The organism is Blautia sp. SC05B48 (assembly GCF_005848555.1).
GTDB lineage: Bacteria > Bacillota > Clostridia > Lachnospirales > Lachnospiraceae > Blautia_A.
In genome coordinates this window covers 1,080,814-1,098,502 of sequence record NZ_CP040518.1, presented here as the reverse complement: position 1 = coordinate 1,098,502, position 17,689 = coordinate 1,080,814, and the positions used below count along the sequence as shown (strand labels likewise).

The window sequence follows — 17,689 nt, the reverse complement described above, 5'->3', positions numbered from 1 at the left end:
TGACAGCGTATTTCTCTTTAAGGGACAGTCTGAAACATGGCTGTCCTTTTCTCATTTAGAACTTACGAAAGGAGCTGAAAGAACTTGAAAAAGATTAAATCTTATACGGGTATCTGGAACGTGGAAAAAGTCTTGTATGCAATCAATGACTTTAACTTACCCTTTCCCGTTACCTTTACACAGATTACATGGTTTGTGATTACAGAATTTATCATCATTCTGTTTGGGGATATTCCCCCACTTTCCATGATTGAGGGAGCATTTCTCAAATATTTTGGTATTCCCGTTGCTCTCACTTGGTTTATGTCGCAGAAAACCTTTGACGGAAAGAAGCCGTACAGCTTTTTGAAATCACAGATAACCTATGCCCTGCGACCGAAAATCACTTATGCAGGAAAAGCCGTAAAACTGCATAAGCAGATACTCAATGAAACAATCACGGCAGTAAGGAGTGTGAACTATGTTCCCGATAAAATATATTGACAACAACCTTGTCTGGAACAAGGACAATGAGGTGTTCGCTTACTATGAGCTGATACCGTACAACTATTCTTTTCTATCCGCAGAGCAGAAATTTATCGTGCATGACAGCTTTCGCCAGCTTATCGCACAGTCCCGTGAGGGAAAAATTCATGCCTTGCAGATTGCCACAGAAAGCTCAATCCGAAGTCAGCAGGAGCAGTCAAAAAAGCTGGTAACGGGAAAATTAAAGGAAGTTGCCTGCCAGAAGATAGACGAGCAGACCGAAGCGTTAGTATCTATGATTGGGGACAATCAAGTGGACTACCGCTTTTTTCTTGGCTTTAAGCTCATGGTTACGGAAGAACAGCTCAATCTGAAGAACATGAAAAAATCGGCGTGGCTGACATTTACGGAATTTCTCCATGAAGTGAACCACACGCTGATGAATGACTTTGTTTCCATGCCGAATGATGAAATCAACCGTTACATGAAAATGGAAAAGTTACTGGAAAATAAAATCTCAAGGCGTTTCAAAGTGCGTCGCTTGGAAATCCATGATTTTGGCTATCTCATGGAACATCTTTACGGCAGGGACGGTATCGCCTATGAAGATTATGAGTACCAGCTACCAAAGAAGAAATTGAATAAAGAAACGCTGATAAAACACTATGACCTTATCCGTCCGACAAGGTGTGTGATTGAGGAAAGCCAGCGGTATTTACGATTGGAACATGAGGACAAGGAAAGCTATGTGTCCTATTTTACCGTCAATGCGATTGTAGGCGAGCTTGATTTTCCCTCAAGTGAAATCTTCTATTTCCAGCAACAGCAATTCACATTCCCCGTTGATACTTCCATGAATGTAGAAATCGTGGAGAACCGAAAAGCATTAACGACAGTAAGAAATAAGAAAAAGGAATTGAAAGACCTTGACAATCACGCCTATCAAGCAGGAAGTGAAACCAGTTCAAATGTGGTGGACGCTTTAGACAGCGTGGACGAGCTGGAAACAGACTTAGACCAGAGCAAAGAAAGTATGTATAAGTTAAGCTATGTCATACGGGTGTCTGCACCCGATCTTGACGAGCTGAAACGCCGTTGTGATGAAGTCAAGGACTTTTACGACGACCTCAATGTAAAGCTGGTGCGTCCTGCTGGGGATATGCTGGGGCTTCATTCTGAATTTTTACCAGCCAGCAAGCGATATATCAATGACTATGTGCAGTATGTAAAATCAGACTTCTTGGCAGGGCTTGGCTTTGGTGCGACACAGCAGTTAGGGGAAACTACGGGTATCTATATGGGATATTCCGTTGATACGGGAAGAAATGTGTACCTGCAACCGTCTTTAGCTTCGCAAGGCGTAAAAGGCACAGTTACAAATGCCCTTGCTTCTGCTTTTGTCGGTTCGCTTGGCGGTGGAAAGTCGTTCTGCAACAATCTACTTGTATATTATGCGGTGCTGTTTGGCGGTCAAGCAGTCATTTTAGACCCCAAAGCCGAGAGAGGCAACTGGAAAGAAACACTTCCAGAAATCGCCCATGAAATCAATATCGTAAATCTTACCAGCGACAAGGACAATGCAGGACTTCTTGACCCGTTTGTGATTATGAAGAATGTAAAAGACGCTGAAAGTCTGGCAATCGACATCTTAACATTTTTAACGGGTATTTCCTCTAGGGACGGCGAAAAATTCCCCGTGTTACGAAAAGCGGTGCGTTCCGTTACCCAGAGCGACAGTCGGGGCTTGCTCCATGTGATAGACGAGCTACGCCGTGAAGATACACCCATATCAAGAAATATCGCAGACCATATCGACAGTTTCACGGACTACGATTTTGCACACCTGCTGTTTTCAGACGGTACGGTGGAAAATGCTATCAGTCTGGATAACCAGCTCAATATCATTCAAGTAGCGGACTTAGTATTGCCAGATAAGGACACGACCTTTGAGGAATACACGACTATTGAATTATTGTCGGTGTCTATGCTGATTGTGATTAGTACCTTTGCATTAGATTTTATCCATTCCGACAGAAGTATTTTTAAGATTGTCGATTTGGACGAAGCGTGGGCGTTCTTAAATGTGGCACAAGGCGAAACCTTATCAAATAAGCTGGTGCGTGCTGGACGAGCTATGCAGGCAGGCGTTTATTTCGTTACACAATCTTCTGGGGACGTGTCAAAGGAAAGTCTGAAAAACAATATCGGCTTGAAGTTTGCATTTCGTAGTACGGACATCAACGAGATAAAGCAGACCTTAGAATTTTTCGGTATCGACAAGGACGACGAAAACAACCAGAAACGCTTGCGTGATTTGGAGAACGGACAATGCTTATTGCAGGACTTATACGGGCGTGTCGGTGTGGTGCAGATACACCCAGTCTTTGAAGAACTGCTACACGCCTTTGATACCAGACCGCCCGTACAGAGAAATGAGGTGGAGTGATGAAAGAAAAGATAAAAGGTGCGTTCACAAAAAAGAAGATTTTCCACTTTCTCAAAATGGCTCTGTTCGTGGTGGCACTCTCCCTTATCCTGCTTTCACTTCTGGGGACGGTGGCTCATGCGACGGGGCTTGTGGACGATACCATAAACACAGAAAATCTTTACTCAAAATATCCGCTTTCCAACTACCAGCTTGATTTTTATGTAGATAATAGCTGGTCGTGGCTTCCGTGGAACTGGCTGGACGGGATTGGAAAATCAGTACAGTACGGGCTTTACTGCATTACCAACTTTGTCTGGACGATAAGCCTTTATTTAAGCAATGCCACGGGCTATGTGGTGCAGGAAGCCTACAAACTTGATTTTATTAACGATATGGCAGACAGTATCGGAAAGAGCATACAGACCCTTGCAGGTGTTACCGAGAATGGCTTTTCCAGCTCTGGCTTCTATGTTGGTTTCCTGCTTCTCATTATCTTAGTGGTGGGACTTTATGTTGCATATACGGGACTTATCAAACGGGAAACCAGCAAGGCACTTCACGCCGTTATCAACTTTGTGGTGGTGTTCGTATTATCGGCTTCATTTATTGCCTATGCTCCCGATTACATCAAGAAGATAAATGAATTTTCATCAGACATCAGTACCGCTTCACTTGACTTGGGAACAAAAATCATGCTCCCTAACTCTGACAGCGAGGGCAAGGATAGCGTGGACTTGATACGGGACAGCTTATTTTCTATTCAAGTGGAACAGCCGTGGCTCTTACTTCAATTCGGTAACAGCAACGCAGAGGAAATCGGGACAAACCGTGTAGAAGCTCTTGTATCGGCAAGTCCAGAGGACGAGGACGGAAAGACCAGAGAGGAAGTCGTGAAAACAGAAATCGAGGACAACGACAACAACAATCTGACGATACCGCAGGTCGTGAACCGCTTGGGTATGGTGTTCTTCCTACTGTTCTTCAACTTAGGTATCACGATATTTGTATTCTTGCTTACGGGCATGATGTTATTCAGCCAGATACTTTTTATCATTTTCGCTATGTTCCTGCCGATTAGTTTCCTGCTCTCTATGATACCGAGCTATGAAAGCATGGCAAAGCAGGCAATCGTAAGGGTATTTAATACCATAATGACACGGGCAGGAATAACGCTCATTGTAACGGTGGCGTTCAGCATTTCCAGTATGTTTTATAACATCTCCACGGACTATCCATTTTTTATGGTAGCGTTCTTGCAGATAGTATGTTTCGCTGGTATTTATATGAAGCTGGGCGATTTAATGAGTATGTTCTCTTTGAACGCTAACGACAGTCAAAGCATGGGACGCAGGATATTCCGCAGACCATATCTATACTTGGCACATAGGGCTAGGCGTATGGAAAGACGGCTTGCTGGTGCGGTTACTGCTGGCGGTGTCGCTGGTGCGGTGGCAGGTAGCACGATTTCAAACAGAAAACCGACAAGGAACACAGCTACAAAAGACAGTCGGGGTAATACATCTTCCAGCATGGGACAACGTGCAGGCTCAAAGGTGGGTGCTGTTTTAGATACAAAAAATAAAGTGAAAGACAAGGCAAATGCTGTCAAAGAAAATATCAAGGATATGCCAACACAGACCGCTTATGCGGTGTATTCCGCAAAGGAAAAGGCAAAGTCCAGCGTGTCCGACTTTAAGCGTGGCATGGTGCAGGAACAGCAGTCCAGACAGACGGGACGTTTGGAAAAGCAGGAACAGCATAGACAGAATATCGCTGACAAACGTATGGAGCTTCAAAAGGCACAAGAAGCAAGGCAGGCACAGCGAAAGGCTGACGGATCAGCGACAACGGGAGCTACCCGTCCCCATGAGCGACCAGCCACAGCTTCAAAGACGAGTGCGGAAAAAATGCAGGAAATCAAACGTCCTGCTACAGCGACCACTTCAAAAGCAAGTGAGCCAGTCAAGGCAAATGTTATCAAAGAGCGTCCGTTATCTTCTGGTGCTTCTGATAAGAAAGCGACCCAACCTGCACAGCCAGTACATAGGCAGAATGTAGAAAAAGTGGTATCGCAGGAAACACGCCAGAATTACACAAAAGACCACAGGACAAAGGTTCAGCAGACGCAGAGCGTCCAAAAGAACCAGCAGACAACAGAGAAAACTCGTAACCTTGTGATGAAGAAAGGACAGAAGAAAAAATGAAACTGAAACATATCGCTATCATTGGCACTCTGTTTCCTATCCTCTTTTCTCTGGTGCTTTTCTTTGGTGTCTTGATTAGTGCGGACAGCGACGATGAGAACAGCAATTTTTCTTCTGGCATTACGGGTATGAACTTATCCGCAGAAGTCTTGAAACATCAGCCTATGGTAGAAAAGTACGCCAGAGAATACGGTATTTCCGAGTATGTCAATGTGCTATTGGCTATCATTCAAGTAGAAAGTGGCGGTACGGCAGAAGATGTTATGCAGAGTTCGGAAAGTCTTGGTTTACCGCCTAATTCCTTAGATACGGAAAGCTCAATCAAGCAGGGGTGTAAGTATTTTGCGTCCCTGCTTTCTTCCTGCAAAAATCAAGGTATCGACGATTTGAATGTAGCGATACAGTCTTATAACTATGGCGGTGGCTATGTGGGATATGTGGCAGGAAAAGGAAAGAAACACACCTTTAATCTTGCAGAGAGCTTCGCCCGTGAAAAATCGGGTGGAAAGAAAGTAACCTACACCAACCCGATAGCCGTTGCGAAGAACGGGGGCTGGCGGTATGGTTACGGAAATATGTTCTACGTCGAATTAGTCAATCAATATCTGACCGTGGCACATTTTGATAATGCGACGGCACAAGCGATTATGAATGAAGCGTTGAAATATCAAGGCTGGAAGTATGTGTATGGTGGCAGTAACCCGAACACTTCCTTTGATTGTAGCGGACTTGTGCAATGGTGCTATGGAAAAGCTGGTATCTCCTTACCGAGAACAGCACAAATGCAGTATGACGCTACCCAACATCTTCCGCTTTCGCAGGCAAAGGCTGGGGACTTGGTATTTTTCCATTCTACCTATAACGCTGGTTCGCATGTAACCCACGTCGGCATTTATGTAGGAAATAATCAGATGTACCATGCAGGCGACCCGATAGGATATGCAGACCTAAGTAGTAGTTACTGGCAACAGCACTTAATCGGTGCAGGACGAGTAAAACAATAGAAAGGACTTGAAAAAATATGTTTAAGAAGAATAAGAAATCGACTGAAAATGTCAAAGAAAAAAAGGTGCGTACTGTCAAGGTAGGCACACATAAGAAAACCGTGATTGCGTTGTGGGTGGTGCTTATCGCAAGCGTGAGCTTTGGGGTGTATAAGAATTTTACCGCTATCGACCAGCACACGACCCATGAAAAAGAAATCATAGAGCTTCGCTTGCATGACACCAACGGGATTGAAAATTTCGTGAAGAATTTTGCAAAGTCCTACTACACATGGAGTAACAGCAAAGAAGCGATTGAAGCAAGGACGCAGGCAATCAACGGCTATCTGACAAAAGAATTGCAGGACTTGAATATAGATACCATTAGAACCGATATACCGACCAGTTCCACAGTTACAGATGTGCTTGTATGGAATATCGAGCAATCGGGAACAGATACTTTTTCTGCTACCTACGAAGTAGATCAGCAGATAAAAGAGGGAGAACAGACAAGGAATGTCAAGGCAACCTATACCGTAAAAGTCCATGTGGACGCTGACGGGGATATGGTAATCGTTCATAATCCTACCCTTGCACCAGCAATCGAGAAATCAGACTATGAGCCAAAGACACCAGAAGCAGACGCAAGTGTAGACGCTGATACCGTCAATGACGCTACCGCATTTTTGGAAACATTCTTTAAGCTGTACCCGACAGCTACGGAAAAAGAGCTTGCTTACTATGTAACTGGAAATGTGCTTGAACCTATCGGCAGGGACTACCTTTATTCTGAATTGGTAAACCCTATCTTTACAAAGGACGGGGACAATGTGAAAGTCAAGGTTGCCGTAAAATTCCTTGATAATCAGACAAAGGCTACGCAGGTATCGCAGTATGAACTTGTGCTACATAAAGATAGTAATTGGAAGATTGTTGGATAATTCAAAAAAGTAGTTTGCATGTCATAGAAATATGATTTGCAAACTACATTTTCATCGAATTATGTTCACAAATAGTTCTGAATACGCTAAAATAGTAATTCATGCAAAAACCGCAATATATATTAAAACTTGAAGAAAACTATTTATTATAATCTAAGCTGAAAGGAGGGTGCTGTAATGGTCAATAAGGTTGAAAACATTATAATGGTCATCAATTACATAGAAAACAATCTCACAGAAAAGCTGAACTTATCCTCTATTGCAATGGGTGTTGGATATTCAAAATATCATTTGCATAGAATGTTTGTCGAAACTGTTGGATTGTCTATACATGACTATGTACAACGCAGACAATTAACAGAGTCTGCAAAACTTTTAGTGTTTTCTGATAAATCTATTCTTGAAATCTCGCTTATTGCTGGTTATGAAAGTCAGCAGGCATTTACAAATATTTTTAAGCAGATGTATAAGAAAACGCCTAACGAATATCGAATGAATGAAGAATTTTATCCGTTACAGCTTAGATTTGATTTGATACAGACAGTTAAACAAAAATTATCACAACAAGAAATGGAAGAAAATATCAGATTTGCTACAACAACAGATATACCTGCCTGCCTAGAACTAGCTTATTTAGTAATAGACGGTTTTCCAAATTTGAATGAGAATGAGTACTTAATAGAATTAGAAAAAGGTATTTTAGAGCAAAGAGTGTTGATTTTAAGTGATAATGATATTGCCATTGCTTTGATGTCTATTAACTATCATACGGGAAGTATTGATTTTTTTGGAGTACACCCTTTATATCGTAAATGTGGTATTACAAAAATGTTTTTAGATAAGGTTATGAATGAACTTTTAATAGATAAAAACATTTCTGTAACAACATTCCGTGAGGGCGACAAAGCTGATACAGGGTATCGTAAGGCTTACAAAGAATTAGGCTTTGCAGAAGCAGAATTATTAGTTGAATTTGGTTATCCTACACAAAAATTAGTATTATTTTCAAAAAATGGGGGTAGTACAAATGAATAGTAATCCTCTTGCAAAAGATTTTAATACTGGGTCTTTATTAAAATTTGCTTTCCCGACCATATCCATGATGTTATTTATGGGGCTTTACACAATTGTAGATACCATATTTGTATCACGATTTGTCAATACAAATGCTTTATCAGCAATCAATATTGTTTGTCCCGTTATCAATTTAATAGTAGGATTGGGAACAATGATAGCTACGGGTGGTAGTGCCATAGTTGCAAGAAAAATGGGGGCAGGAGAACCCAAACGAGCAAAACAGGATTTTACACTACTTATTTTATTTGGTTTTATTTTGGGAGTAGTAATTTTCATTCTAGGAATTATCTTTATTGACGAAATTATATATGCTCTTGGAGCTGATAAGATTTTATTTCCATATTGTAAAGACTATTTAACTATTATTTTACTGTTTACACCTGCAAGTATGTTGCAGGTACTATTTCAAAATTTATTTGTAACAGCAGGAAAACCAACTTTAGGACTTGTTCTTTCTGTAAGTGCTGGTGTAATGAATATCGTATTTGATTATCTTTTCATGGCTATATTTGGCATGGGGATTGCCGGTGCAGGATTGGGAACTGGAATTGGTTATTTGATACCAGCAATTACGGGGCTAATTGTCTTTTGTAAAAAATCGGGAACATTGTCTTTTGTAAAACCTATTATAGACATTAAAGTACTTGGAGAAAGTTGTATAAATGGTTCATCAGAAATGGTTAGTCAGCTTTCAACGGCAATTACTACATTCTTTTTCAATCGCACAATGATGAATTTATTAGGTGTAAATGGTGTGGCTTCTATTACCATAATTATATATACACAATTTTTGCTTACAACATTATTTATTGGTTTTTCAATGGGTGTTGCCCCAGTTATTAGCTATAATTTTGGAGCAAACAATTATTACGGATTAAAGAAAATATATAAAATCTGTATTTCTTTCATTTTTGTAGGTTCATTATTTATTTTTGCGTTATCCTTTATAAATGGAAATAGTTTGGTACGTTTATTTACTGGGACAAATGAAGCGGTATATAAAATTGCAATAAACGGATTTATGATATTTGTATTTAGTTTTCTTTTTTCGGGCTTCAATATATTTTCATCTGCAATTTTTACTGCATTATCTAACGGTAAGCTATCTGCTTTGATTTCTTTTTTAAGGACATTCGGCTTTATAATGATAGGCTTGTTGGTAATGCCTCAGTTCATTGAGATAACAGGTGTATGGTTGGCTGTTCCCGTTGCTGAAATATTAACACTATGTATTTCATTATATTTGAATTTTCGTCTTTGGTGTTCGTGGAACAATCAGAATAACAGTTATGAAAAAATACAGAACTGGAAGATTGTAGGATAAATGATAATTAGGCTTGTAAGCAAAGTTTTTGAATGTTTACAAGCCTAAATTCATTGACAATCGTATCATATAATATTATACTGTACTTGTATTAGCAATACAGTATAAGACAAGGCGGTGATATAGTGGATATTTTTATCAATAATCATGCCAGCATACCGATTTATGAACAAATTTCTTCACAAATAAAGGCAATGATTATCAATGGAGATTTAAAAGCAGGCGAAGCACTTCCCTCTATAAGAGGATTAGCAAAATCCTTGCATATTAGTGTTTTAACGGTTCAAAAATCTTATGATGTACTTCAAAAGGACGGTTTTATTGAAACAACCGCAGGAAAAGGTTGCTTTGTATCCGTTCAAAATCAAGATTTCTATTTGGAAGAACAGCAAAAGAAAATAGAAAATTATTTTACAGAAGCGATTGAAATTGCAAAGGTAAGCGGAATAAAGCTGGATAAATTACAATCTTTACTTGCACTATTATATGAGGAGGAATGATATTATGGGAAAATATGCTTTAGAGCTTAACGGGGTAACAAAACAATACAAAGATTTCAAACTCGATAGTATTTCCTTTACTGTCCCTCAAGGAAGTATCGTTGGATTGATTGGAGAAAATGGAGCTGGAAAAAGCACAACAATTAACGCTATTTTAGGTTTGATTGTTACTGAACAAGGCAAAATTTCTGTATTCAATGGGAAAGATGTCAGCGCCGAAACAAAAGAACATATCGGTGTTGTATTTGATGGAAGTAATTATCCCGACAATTTAACACCCAAAAAGCTAGGAAAAGTTTTTCAAAATATTTATGCTGAATGGAATAATAAAAAGTATTTTGAGCTATTAAATAAGTTTGAACTTCCTATCAACAAAAAACTAAAAGAATTTTCAAAAGGAATGAACATGAAGTATTCCATAGCGGTTGCTTTATCTCATAACTCAAAATTACTTATTCTTGACGAAGCAACAAGTGGACTTGACCCTATAATTCGAGATGATATTTTAGAAATGTTTTTAGATTTTATTCAAGATGAAGAACATTCAATTTTGGTTTCATCTCACATTACTAGTGATTTAGAAAAAATTGCTGATTATATAGTGTTCATACATGGGGGAAAAGTATTATTCTCAAAACCCAAAGATGAATTATTGGAAAACTATGGAATAATAAAATGCAATTCAACACAATTTAATGAAATAGATAAATCGGATATTATCTCATATAGAAAACTAGATTATGAGTATCAAGTATTAGTTTCTAATAGACGGCAAGTAGAACAAAAATATCCTAAGACTATGATTGTTCCAGCGAGTATAGATGAAATTATGCTTATGTATGTAAAGGGGGATAAATAAAATGAAAGGATTACTCTTAAAAGATTTTTATACGATTAAATCATCAATCATAAGCTTACTAATCACATTTATGGTCATAGGCTTTGGAATATCATTCTTTGTAGTGCCACAAGTTTTGATTATTATAGCCACGATTGTGCTTGGTATGAGTGTTACAACTATATTTAATATTGACAAAAAATCAGGGTGTTTGAAAACATCAATTACATTTCCAACTAAAAAAAGTTCGATTATTAGTTGCAAATATCTTATGTATAGTTTTGTATCTATTATTGGAGTATTTTTTGGTATAGGTTTTAGTACGGCTATTTCATTGATAATCAAAGATACAAACTTTAACTTTTTGCCAACTTTTATATATTTAAGTGTAATAATGACATTTTTTTCTGGCAGTATTTTACTTCCTTGCTTTTATTTATTAGATGAAGAAAAAAGTATGATTGGAGCAATGGTTTCATATCCTCTTGGGGCTGGTTTTGTTTTTGTTATGACTAAATTGATTGGAAATAACATTTTATCAATGACAATCAGTACTGTGCTTTCACTTATTTTATTTATAGTATCTTGGTATTTTCTTTCTAAATATGTAGAAAAGAATGATATACAATAGGAGCAAATTATTATGTTAGGACTAAAAAAACGTGATATAAAAAAAGCATTGAAAGCTGGTGCAAAAGCTGGCGGTGTATCATTGGCTGATGTTCGGGCGGATATAGAAGCGACGATTGATGAAGCTATGAACAGCACTGACCCTGATGTGCAGGCAAATTTCAAAAAGTATTTTGGCAATAAACGCCCTACGCCAGAAGAATATATTTATAAGATTACGAAAAAGACAGTAAAATAAGTGCTTTAAAGGGGGCTTGTATTATGGAACGCTTTAAGTACACTCTTACAAATTCAGATACAACCTAACAGCATTACCTTTACAACTGAATATGAAATAGCTTTAGAAGCTCGTACAGACTATATGTTTTGTGCGGGCTTTTTTTGTACCCAAAAAATTTTTTCAACTTTTTTCGGTTTCAACTTAACAAATCACACCTTGCTGTACAGATATGGTGCGGAAAGAGGGATAAACACTTTTCAAGTCATAGCTGGAAAGGGGGTGAGATTATGAAACCGTCTGATTTCCAGAAAACAATACAATGCCAGTTTGAAAGTAAATTGAAGAAAGTTGTCAAAGGCATTGTAAAGAATTACCAAAAAGAGTTGAAGCGAAGAAAAAAGAATGAAATTCCATTCTGTGAACTTCCAGAGATTATTGTTGAGAAATTTACTGTCTGGGACGATTACGAAACCGACTATACTATTTTCAATGTTTGTGGCAATGATATTCGTGTTTATGACGATGAACTTGCAGAAGCCTTGAAAAAGCTGTCTGACCGTAACCGAGAAAATTTACTGATGTACTATTTCTTGGAAATGAACAACGAAGAAATTGCCAGAGTACAAAACATTTCCAGAAGTGGAGTTTTTCAAAATCGGTACAACTCATTGGAACTTATGAAAAAAATACTCAAGGAGGAAAAGTAGAAAATGAAACGCACGTTTAAGAAACCGTCTTTTTATCTGATTTCATCAGCTACGGACGGGGACGCAAAAGCGATTGAAAAGATACTTGCATTTTATGACCCATACATATCAAAATGCTGTCTGCGTCCACTCTATGATGAATACGGCAACGTCTATATTGCTGTGGATATGGAGTTAAAAGGACGTATCAGAGAAGCATTGATAAAAATGATGTTAGATTTCGATATTCCTTTAGAAATCGAAGAATAAGCAGTTTTCAGCGGAGTTTGATTTGACACCCCTCTTTCCTGCTCCGCTACTATTTTGAAAATGAGAGCTTTTATGAGCTTTCGCCACGGTTCTTTGAAAATTGAATAAAGCAGACAGATACGTTTGTGAGGTAGCAAGCCACGGGGACTGTACGCCACGACCTTTCCAAAAGAAAGCGAGCGACCCACGCAGTGATCCGAGAGCGACCGTTGGAAAAGTCGCTTTGCCACGACCTACCCTCACAGAATAATGATACGTCCGCATGGTGCGGTTCTGCCCACAAGAATGGGAATAGTTGAGATACTAACGGAGCTTTCCAAAGCCGTCTGTCTGCTTGTAAAAAATGGCACACAGTAAAGGGGGTGCATAGATTATGAACAATACTGATGTGCCTATCTGGGAAAAATATACGCTGACGATTGAAGAAGCGTCCAAATACTTCCGTATTGGCGAAAAGAAATTGCGTAAATTAGCTGAAGAAAATCTTGACGCTGGCTGGGTTATCGTGAACGGTAATCGTATTCAGATAAAGAGAAAACAATTTGAAAAAATCATAGATACATTGGACGAAATCTAATGTCATTGAGCCGTGAATATGGTATAATAAAGTATAGCGTATCACGGCTCATTCCATGACGGAAAGGAGCTTTACACTATGTCTAATGTAAAACGAAAAGACAGTAAAAATCGCAATTTGCGTAATGGAGAGAGCCAGCGAAAAGACGGAAGATACGTTTATAAATATACCGATATATACGGAAAGCCACAATTTATCTATTCTTGGAAACTTGTACCGACAGACAAGACACCTGCTGGAAAGCGTGATGATATTTCATTGAGGGAAAAAGAAGCACAGATAAAAAAAGACCTTAACGACGGTATCGACACAGTCGGCGGTAAAATGACAGTCTGCCAGCTCTACGACAAGAAAAACAGCCAAAGAAAGAACATCAAAAGGGCTACTGAAAAGGGACGACAGTATCTTATGAATGCTCTGAAAAATGACCCATTGGGTATGAGGGCGATTGATACTGTGAAGCAGTCGGACGCTAAAGAATGGGCTATCAGAATGAGTGAAAAAGGATATTCCTATAAAACGATTGATAACTATAAGCGTTCCTTGAAAGCGTCATTTTATATGGCGATACAAGACGACTGTATCAGAAAGAACCCGTTTGAATTTAAGCTAAGTGATGTTCTGGAAGATGATACGGAGCAGAAAGTTATTCTTACACCAGAGCAGGAAGAACGCCTGCTTGCCTTTATGGAAACGGACAAGATTTACAGTAAGTATTATGATGAGGTTGTACTTCTTCTGGAAACGGGACTTCGTATTTCTGAATTTTGCGGACTGACGACGCATATTGATATGCAGAACAGAATACTCAATATAGACCACCAGCTATTGAAAGATAGCGAAATCGGCTACTATATTGAAACGCCAAAGACCAAAAACGGAAAACGAGAACTTCCATTGACAGAACGGGCTTATCAAGCAATCCAAAGAATACTAAAGAACAGAGGAAAGGCACAACCGCTGATTGTAGGTGGTTACAGCAATTTCCTATTCTTGAACCGTGAGGGCTTGCCTAAAATTGCAGGAAACTATGAGGGCATGGTGCGAGGACTGATTAAGAAGTATAACAAGTATCACACGGACAAGTTACCGAACATCACACCACATTCATTCCGACATACTTATTGTACGAATATGGCAAACAGAGGAATGAACCCAAACACTCTGCAATATCTCATGGGACACGCTAACATAACCATGACACTTGGTTATTACGCACACGGTACATTTCAATCTGCAAAAGCAGAGCTGGAAAGACTGGCTTGTTAATATCGGAACTTATATTTACTACTCATTTACTACTTTTGGTTGCATTTTCATGCTGGTAAATGCCAGCTTATGCAAGGTATCTTCCAAAAAGAAAATACCGATAAAGCCCTAAAATACGGGATATATCGGCATTTACCAACTTATGAAAAGATAATCAGAAATTTAGTAAGTTTTTGACATAAAAAATAATAATCATGTTAATATAAAAAAGATGGGGAAAACGTTTCTGTAAGTTTTTCTTACAGATGAATTTGTCTGAACAGGGAGTATAAATTGAGATCAAAAAAGCGTAGAGCGAAGAAAATAAAAAAACAGGTAAACAAAATAAAAATGATACTCTGCCTGGTGGTAGAGGCTATCGTGATCCTGACACTTGTAGTGATCATCGGCTGGAACAAAGGGGTAGGTGACTGGATGGAGTCTCTGCAGAGACCGGTTGTCCGTAAGCTTGAGATGAGCGGTATCAACAGTCCCTACGCAGTGCTGATGCAGGTAAAAGGCGGAAAGATCATCGGAAATATGAAGGGCGATGAGAAGATCTATCCGGCTTCCATGACGAAGATCATGACGGTGCTCGTGGCTATTGAGAACCTGGATGATCTGGATCAGGAGATCACACTGACCCAGGAAATGTTCCAGGGGCTTTATGAGCAGGATGCCACCCAGGCAGGATTTCAGCCCGGTGAGACCGTGCGGGCCATCGATCTTCTTTATGGTGCCATGCTGCCATCCGGTGCGGAGTGCTGTATCGCACTGGCAGATACTGTAGGCGGTTCCAGGGATGGATTTGTAGAGCTGATGAATAAGAAGGCACAGAGGATTGGAATGAATGGTACGCATTTCTGTGATACTACAGGGCTTCATGATCCGGATCATTACAGTACGGTGAGAGATATTGCGGTGCTGCTCAGGTATGCGCTTCGGAACGATACGTTCAGAGAGATCATTGAGAGTCCACGGCATTCCACAGGAGTGACGAATATCCATCCCAGCGGGATTACATATTACAGTACCATGTTCAAAAATCTTTCTGACCCTTCCGTTACCGGCGGCAAGATCCTGGGTGGCAAGACAGGATATACCAGCGAGGCGGGTCTGTGTCTTGCAAGCTTTGCAGAGGTCTACGACAGGGAATACATACTGGTAACGGCAGGCGCATCGGGAAATACCGGAAGCCCGCTCCATGTGGAGGATGCGGTGAAGATCTATAACCGCCTTGGAAAGGCTATTGAGGCACAGATGACAGGCAGTGATGGATCGGAGTCCTGAATAAACTGTATTTGATTCTTCAAAATGAAATCGTATAGCGGGAACCTGCAATGTATTCACGGCTGATGTAAAGCGGACTTCCATCAGGAGCTTCCATATAGGAATCCAGGATCAGCACAGGATCACCGGAAGACAGACGCAAAGTTTTTGCCATATCCGGAGAGGCTGCAGTAACAGAAATGGTGCTGCGGCTGGACTCCGCGATCGTACAGCAGTAGGTATTTTTTATATATTCAAAAAAAGAACCGTTTTCTACAGCGTTCGGATCAAAATCCGGGAAAAGCCGTGTGGGGAGCCAGGTGTGAACATCAATAACCGGAATACTGTCAGCCAGAAGAAGACGTTCCAGGAAAAAAACTTCTTCATTGGGAGCAAGCTGCAGAAAATCAGAGGTTACGGTGTTCGCATTTTTTTTGCAGAAGGACAGTACGTGAGATTTCGGAATACGGTCATTCTGACGGCAGGATTCGGAAAAGCTCATATTTTTCTGGGATTCAAATTTACGGAAGATCATAGGAGACTTTACGAAAGTTCCCTTGCCCTGATGCTTGATCAGATACCCTTGTGTACAAAGCTCCTCCACTGTACGTCGGACAGTGATCCTGCTGACCTGGTAAAGCTCTGCAAGCTCCGGCTCTGTCGGGATTTTTTCCCCGGGCTTGTAGGTACCGTTTTTGATCTGGCTGGTAATAATATCCATAAGCTGTTTGTAAAGCGGCTGGATTGAATTTTTATTTAACATGAAAATATCCTTTCTGAGATTGTTCATAAACGATATTTTACTATAGTGCGGATATATTTGTCCAGTAAGAGACAAACCTTTGCAGTGCGGAGGAATGTGTATAGGATGAATAATTAATCATAAATTATGAATATACTCTTTACTATAACGTTATAATATGTTATATTTTTTAAAAAGATAAAATGCAAAAATTTAAGAGAAAGAAAATCATCTGAAAATTCGAAAAAACCTGTATTTTCAATGGATTCAGAGGATTATCAGACGAATTTCCACGAAAACCGGAGGATGAAAATGGACGCAGTAAAAATCGTAAATAAGATCAGTGAAGAGCATGGAACAATCAAAAATGTGTATTTTCTTGCATGCGGAGGATCTCTTGTAGATTTGTACCCGGGATACTATTTCCTGCGTGCGGAGTCAGCAGTGATGGATGCACAGTGGATCCCTGCAAGAGAGTTTGCACTGACACCGCCTAAGAAGCTTGGAAAAGACAGCCTTTTGATCATCTGTTCTCACAGCGGAAAGACCAAAGAATGCCTGGAAGCGGCGAAAGTAGGAATGAATGCAGGTGCAGCAGTTGTGACTATGACACATGCACCGGGATCTGCCTGCGATACAGATGAGTGGATATCTATTGTATATGACTGGGCACCGGGAGTGAAAGAGGCAGAGAAGCCGCAGGGAATCGTACTTCGTATTCTTAATGAGCTGATGAAAATACAGGAGCCGGGATATGTTCTTTATGACAAAATCGCAGAAGGATTTGATAAGATCGATGAGATTATTGCAGCAGCAGTGAAGGATCAGCAGAATGCGGCATGGCTTTTTGCAGAAAAATATTCAGAGGAACCGAACCTCTATATCATGGCATCCGGAGCCTCCTATTCTCAGGCATATGGCTTTGCGATCTGCTCACTTCAGGAAATGCAGTGGATGGACTGCGGTTATCTGAACAGTGCGGAATATTTCCATGGACCGTTTGAGGTAACGGATGAGGATCATCTGTATATTCTTATGATGAGCAGGGGCAGAAACCGTATGATGGATGAGCGTGTGCTGACTTTCCTTGAAAAATACGGAAAAAAATACGAAGTGATCGATGCAGACAAACTTGGCATGGCAGCTATTGACGACAGCTGCGTGGAATATTTTACACCAATGCTTTTCTATACCATGACAACTGTTTACCGCACTGCACTGCAGGATAAACGCCGTCATCCGCTGGATATGAGAAGATATATGGGCGTTGTGGAATACTAAAAACGC

General features: G+C 39.9%; 18 protein-coding genes. 17 read left to right on the top strand and 1 reads right to left on the bottom strand.

Features of this window, described 5'->3' with window-relative positions; translation table 11 throughout:
- Positions 1-84: 84 nt before the first annotated feature.
- The 16 genes from EYS05_RS04970 (at position 85) to EYS05_RS04885 (ending at position 15,681) form a co-directional block, all read left to right on the top strand.
- Positions 85-483, top strand: a complete 399-nt coding sequence (locus EYS05_RS04970) for a conjugal transfer protein (protein ID WP_003061368.1) — start codon at positions 85-87, stop codon at positions 481-483.
- On the top strand, positions 461-2,911 hold the full coding sequence (locus EYS05_RS04965; protein ID WP_138276733.1) for an ATP-binding protein: 2,451 nt from the start codon (positions 461-463) through the stop codon (positions 2,909-2,911). The genes EYS05_RS04970 and EYS05_RS04965 overlap by 23 nt, the downstream gene beginning before the upstream one ends.
- Positions 2,911-5,097 (top strand): CD3337/EF1877 family mobilome membrane protein, encoded by a 2,187-nt coding sequence (locus tag EYS05_RS04960; protein ID WP_138276732.1) that lies wholly within the window; start codon positions 2,911-2,913, stop codon positions 5,095-5,097. Before EYS05_RS04965 ends, EYS05_RS04960 begins: the two co-directional genes overlap by 1 nt.
- On the top strand, positions 5,094-6,101 hold the full coding sequence (locus EYS05_RS04955) for a bifunctional lytic transglycosylase/C40 family peptidase (RefSeq protein WP_138276731.1): 1,008 nt from the start codon (positions 5,094-5,096) through the stop codon (positions 6,099-6,101). The genes EYS05_RS04960 and EYS05_RS04955 overlap by 4 nt, the downstream gene beginning before the upstream one ends.
- Positions 6,102-6,118: 17 nt before the next feature.
- Positions 6,119-7,021, top strand: coding sequence for a conjugal transfer protein (locus tag EYS05_RS04950; protein ID WP_119245923.1), 903 nt, complete (start codon positions 6,119-6,121; stop codon positions 7,019-7,021).
- Positions 7,022-7,198: 177 nt separating this feature from the next.
- Entirely contained in the window at positions 7,199-8,056 is an 858-nt protein-coding gene (locus tag EYS05_RS04945) for a helix-turn-helix domain-containing protein (RefSeq protein ID WP_119245922.1), read from the top strand.
- Positions 8,049-9,422 carry an MATE family efflux transporter gene (locus tag EYS05_RS04940; protein WP_119245921.1) on the top strand — a complete coding sequence of 458 codons (1,374 nt, stop codon included), beginning with the start codon at positions 8,049-8,051 and terminating at the stop codon, positions 9,420-9,422. The genes EYS05_RS04945 and EYS05_RS04940 overlap by 8 nt, the downstream gene beginning before the upstream one ends.
- A 125-nt stretch (positions 9,423-9,547) precedes the next feature.
- Positions 9,548-9,922 carry a GntR family transcriptional regulator gene (locus EYS05_RS04935; RefSeq protein WP_009264391.1) on the top strand — a complete coding sequence of 125 codons (375 nt, stop codon included), beginning with the start codon at positions 9,548-9,550 and terminating at the stop codon, positions 9,920-9,922.
- A gap of 4 nt (positions 9,923-9,926) precedes the next feature.
- Positions 9,927-10,781, top strand: coding sequence for an ABC transporter ATP-binding protein (locus EYS05_RS04930; protein ID WP_119245920.1), 855 nt, complete (start codon positions 9,927-9,929; stop codon positions 10,779-10,781).
- 1 nt (position 10,782) lies between these two features.
- Positions 10,783-11,391 carry an ABC-2 transporter permease gene (locus EYS05_RS04925; RefSeq protein ID WP_138276730.1) on the top strand — a complete coding sequence of 203 codons (609 nt, stop codon included), beginning with the start codon at positions 10,783-10,785 and terminating at the stop codon, positions 11,389-11,391.
- A gap of 12 nt (positions 11,392-11,403) precedes the next feature.
- The gene (locus EYS05_RS04920) at positions 11,404-11,628 is read left to right on the top strand and encodes a hypothetical protein (protein WP_119245918.1); all 225 of its coding nucleotides are present in this window, start codon (positions 11,404-11,406) and stop codon (positions 11,626-11,628) included.
- Positions 11,629-11,897: 269 nt separating this feature from the next.
- The gene (locus tag EYS05_RS04915; RefSeq protein ID WP_119245917.1) at positions 11,898-12,317 is read left to right on the top strand and encodes an RNA polymerase sigma factor; all 420 of its coding nucleotides are present in this window, start codon (positions 11,898-11,900) and stop codon (positions 12,315-12,317) included.
- A 3-nt stretch (positions 12,318-12,320) separates the two neighbouring features.
- Positions 12,321-12,566, top strand: coding sequence for a helix-turn-helix domain-containing protein (locus tag EYS05_RS04910; protein WP_118329581.1), 246 nt, complete (start codon positions 12,321-12,323; stop codon positions 12,564-12,566).
- 373 nt (positions 12,567-12,939) lie between these two features.
- A complete protein-coding gene (locus tag EYS05_RS04895) occupies positions 12,940-13,143 on the top strand; it encodes an excisionase (protein WP_002347229.1) in 204 nt (67 codons plus the stop codon).
- Positions 13,144-13,221: 78 nt separating this feature from the next.
- Entirely contained in the window at positions 13,222-14,412 is a 1,191-nt protein-coding gene (locus EYS05_RS04890) for a site-specific integrase (RefSeq protein ID WP_138276729.1), read from the top strand.
- A gap of 273 nt (positions 14,413-14,685) precedes the next feature.
- Positions 14,686-15,681 carry a D-alanyl-D-alanine carboxypeptidase family protein gene (locus EYS05_RS04885; protein WP_330575558.1) on the top strand — a complete coding sequence of 332 codons (996 nt, stop codon included), beginning with the start codon at positions 14,686-14,688 and terminating at the stop codon, positions 15,679-15,681.
- 19 nt (positions 15,682-15,700) lie between these two features.
- Here EYS05_RS04885 and EYS05_RS04880 read toward each other — a convergent pair whose 3' ends face one another.
- The gene (locus EYS05_RS04880) at positions 15,701-16,423 is read right to left on the bottom strand and encodes a GntR family transcriptional regulator (RefSeq protein ID WP_158293306.1); all 723 of its coding nucleotides are present in this window, start codon (positions 16,421-16,423) and stop codon (positions 15,701-15,703) included.
- Positions 16,424-16,714: 291 nt separating this feature from the next.
- On the opposite strand from EYS05_RS04880, the gene EYS05_RS04875 reads away from it, so the two are divergent.
- Complete coding sequence (locus EYS05_RS04875) at positions 16,715-17,683, top strand: SIS domain-containing protein (protein WP_138276727.1); 969 nt, start codon at positions 16,715-16,717, stop codon at positions 17,681-17,683.
- Positions 17,684-17,689 lie beyond the last annotated feature (6 nt).

What these genes read in the sequence shown, in the direction of transcription:
- EYS05_RS04880 (WP_158293306.1), bottom strand. Translation starts at nt 16,423, where the DNA reads ATGTTAAATAAAAATTCAATCCAGCCGCTTTACAAACAGCTTATGGAT.
- EYS05_RS04925 (WP_138276730.1), top strand. Translation starts at nt 10,783, where the DNA reads ATGAAAGGATTACTCTTAAAAGATTTTTATACGATTAAATCATCAATC.
- EYS05_RS04950 (WP_119245923.1), top strand. Translation starts at nt 6,119, where the DNA reads ATGTTTAAGAAGAATAAGAAATCGACTGAAAATGTCAAAGAAAAAAAG.
- EYS05_RS04965 (WP_138276733.1), top strand. Translation starts at nt 461, where the DNA reads ATGTTCCCGATAAAATATATTGACAACAACCTTGTCTGGAACAAGGAC.
- EYS05_RS04895 (WP_002347229.1), top strand. Translation starts at nt 12,940, where the DNA reads ATGAACAATACTGATGTGCCTATCTGGGAAAAATATACGCTGACGATT.
- EYS05_RS04960 (WP_138276732.1), top strand. Translation starts at nt 2,911, where the DNA reads ATGAAAGAAAAGATAAAAGGTGCGTTCACAAAAAAGAAGATTTTCCAC.
- EYS05_RS04910 (WP_118329581.1), top strand. Translation starts at nt 12,321, where the DNA reads ATGAAACGCACGTTTAAGAAACCGTCTTTTTATCTGATTTCATCAGCT.
- EYS05_RS04920 (WP_119245918.1), top strand. Translation starts at nt 11,404, where the DNA reads ATGTTAGGACTAAAAAAACGTGATATAAAAAAAGCATTGAAAGCTGGT.
- EYS05_RS04930 (WP_119245920.1), top strand. Translation starts at nt 9,927, where the DNA reads ATGGGAAAATATGCTTTAGAGCTTAACGGGGTAACAAAACAATACAAA.
- EYS05_RS04890 (WP_138276729.1), top strand. Translation starts at nt 13,222, where the DNA reads ATGTCTAATGTAAAACGAAAAGACAGTAAAAATCGCAATTTGCGTAAT.
- EYS05_RS04875 (WP_138276727.1), top strand. Translation starts at nt 16,715, where the DNA reads ATGGACGCAGTAAAAATCGTAAATAAGATCAGTGAAGAGCATGGAACA.
- EYS05_RS04955 (WP_138276731.1), top strand. Translation starts at nt 5,094, where the DNA reads ATGAAACTGAAACATATCGCTATCATTGGCACTCTGTTTCCTATCCTC.
- EYS05_RS04940 (WP_119245921.1), top strand. Translation starts at nt 8,049, where the DNA reads ATGAATAGTAATCCTCTTGCAAAAGATTTTAATACTGGGTCTTTATTA.
- EYS05_RS04945 (WP_119245922.1), top strand. Translation starts at nt 7,199, where the DNA reads ATGGTCAATAAGGTTGAAAACATTATAATGGTCATCAATTACATAGAA.
- EYS05_RS04915 (WP_119245917.1), top strand. Translation starts at nt 11,898, where the DNA reads ATGAAACCGTCTGATTTCCAGAAAACAATACAATGCCAGTTTGAAAGT.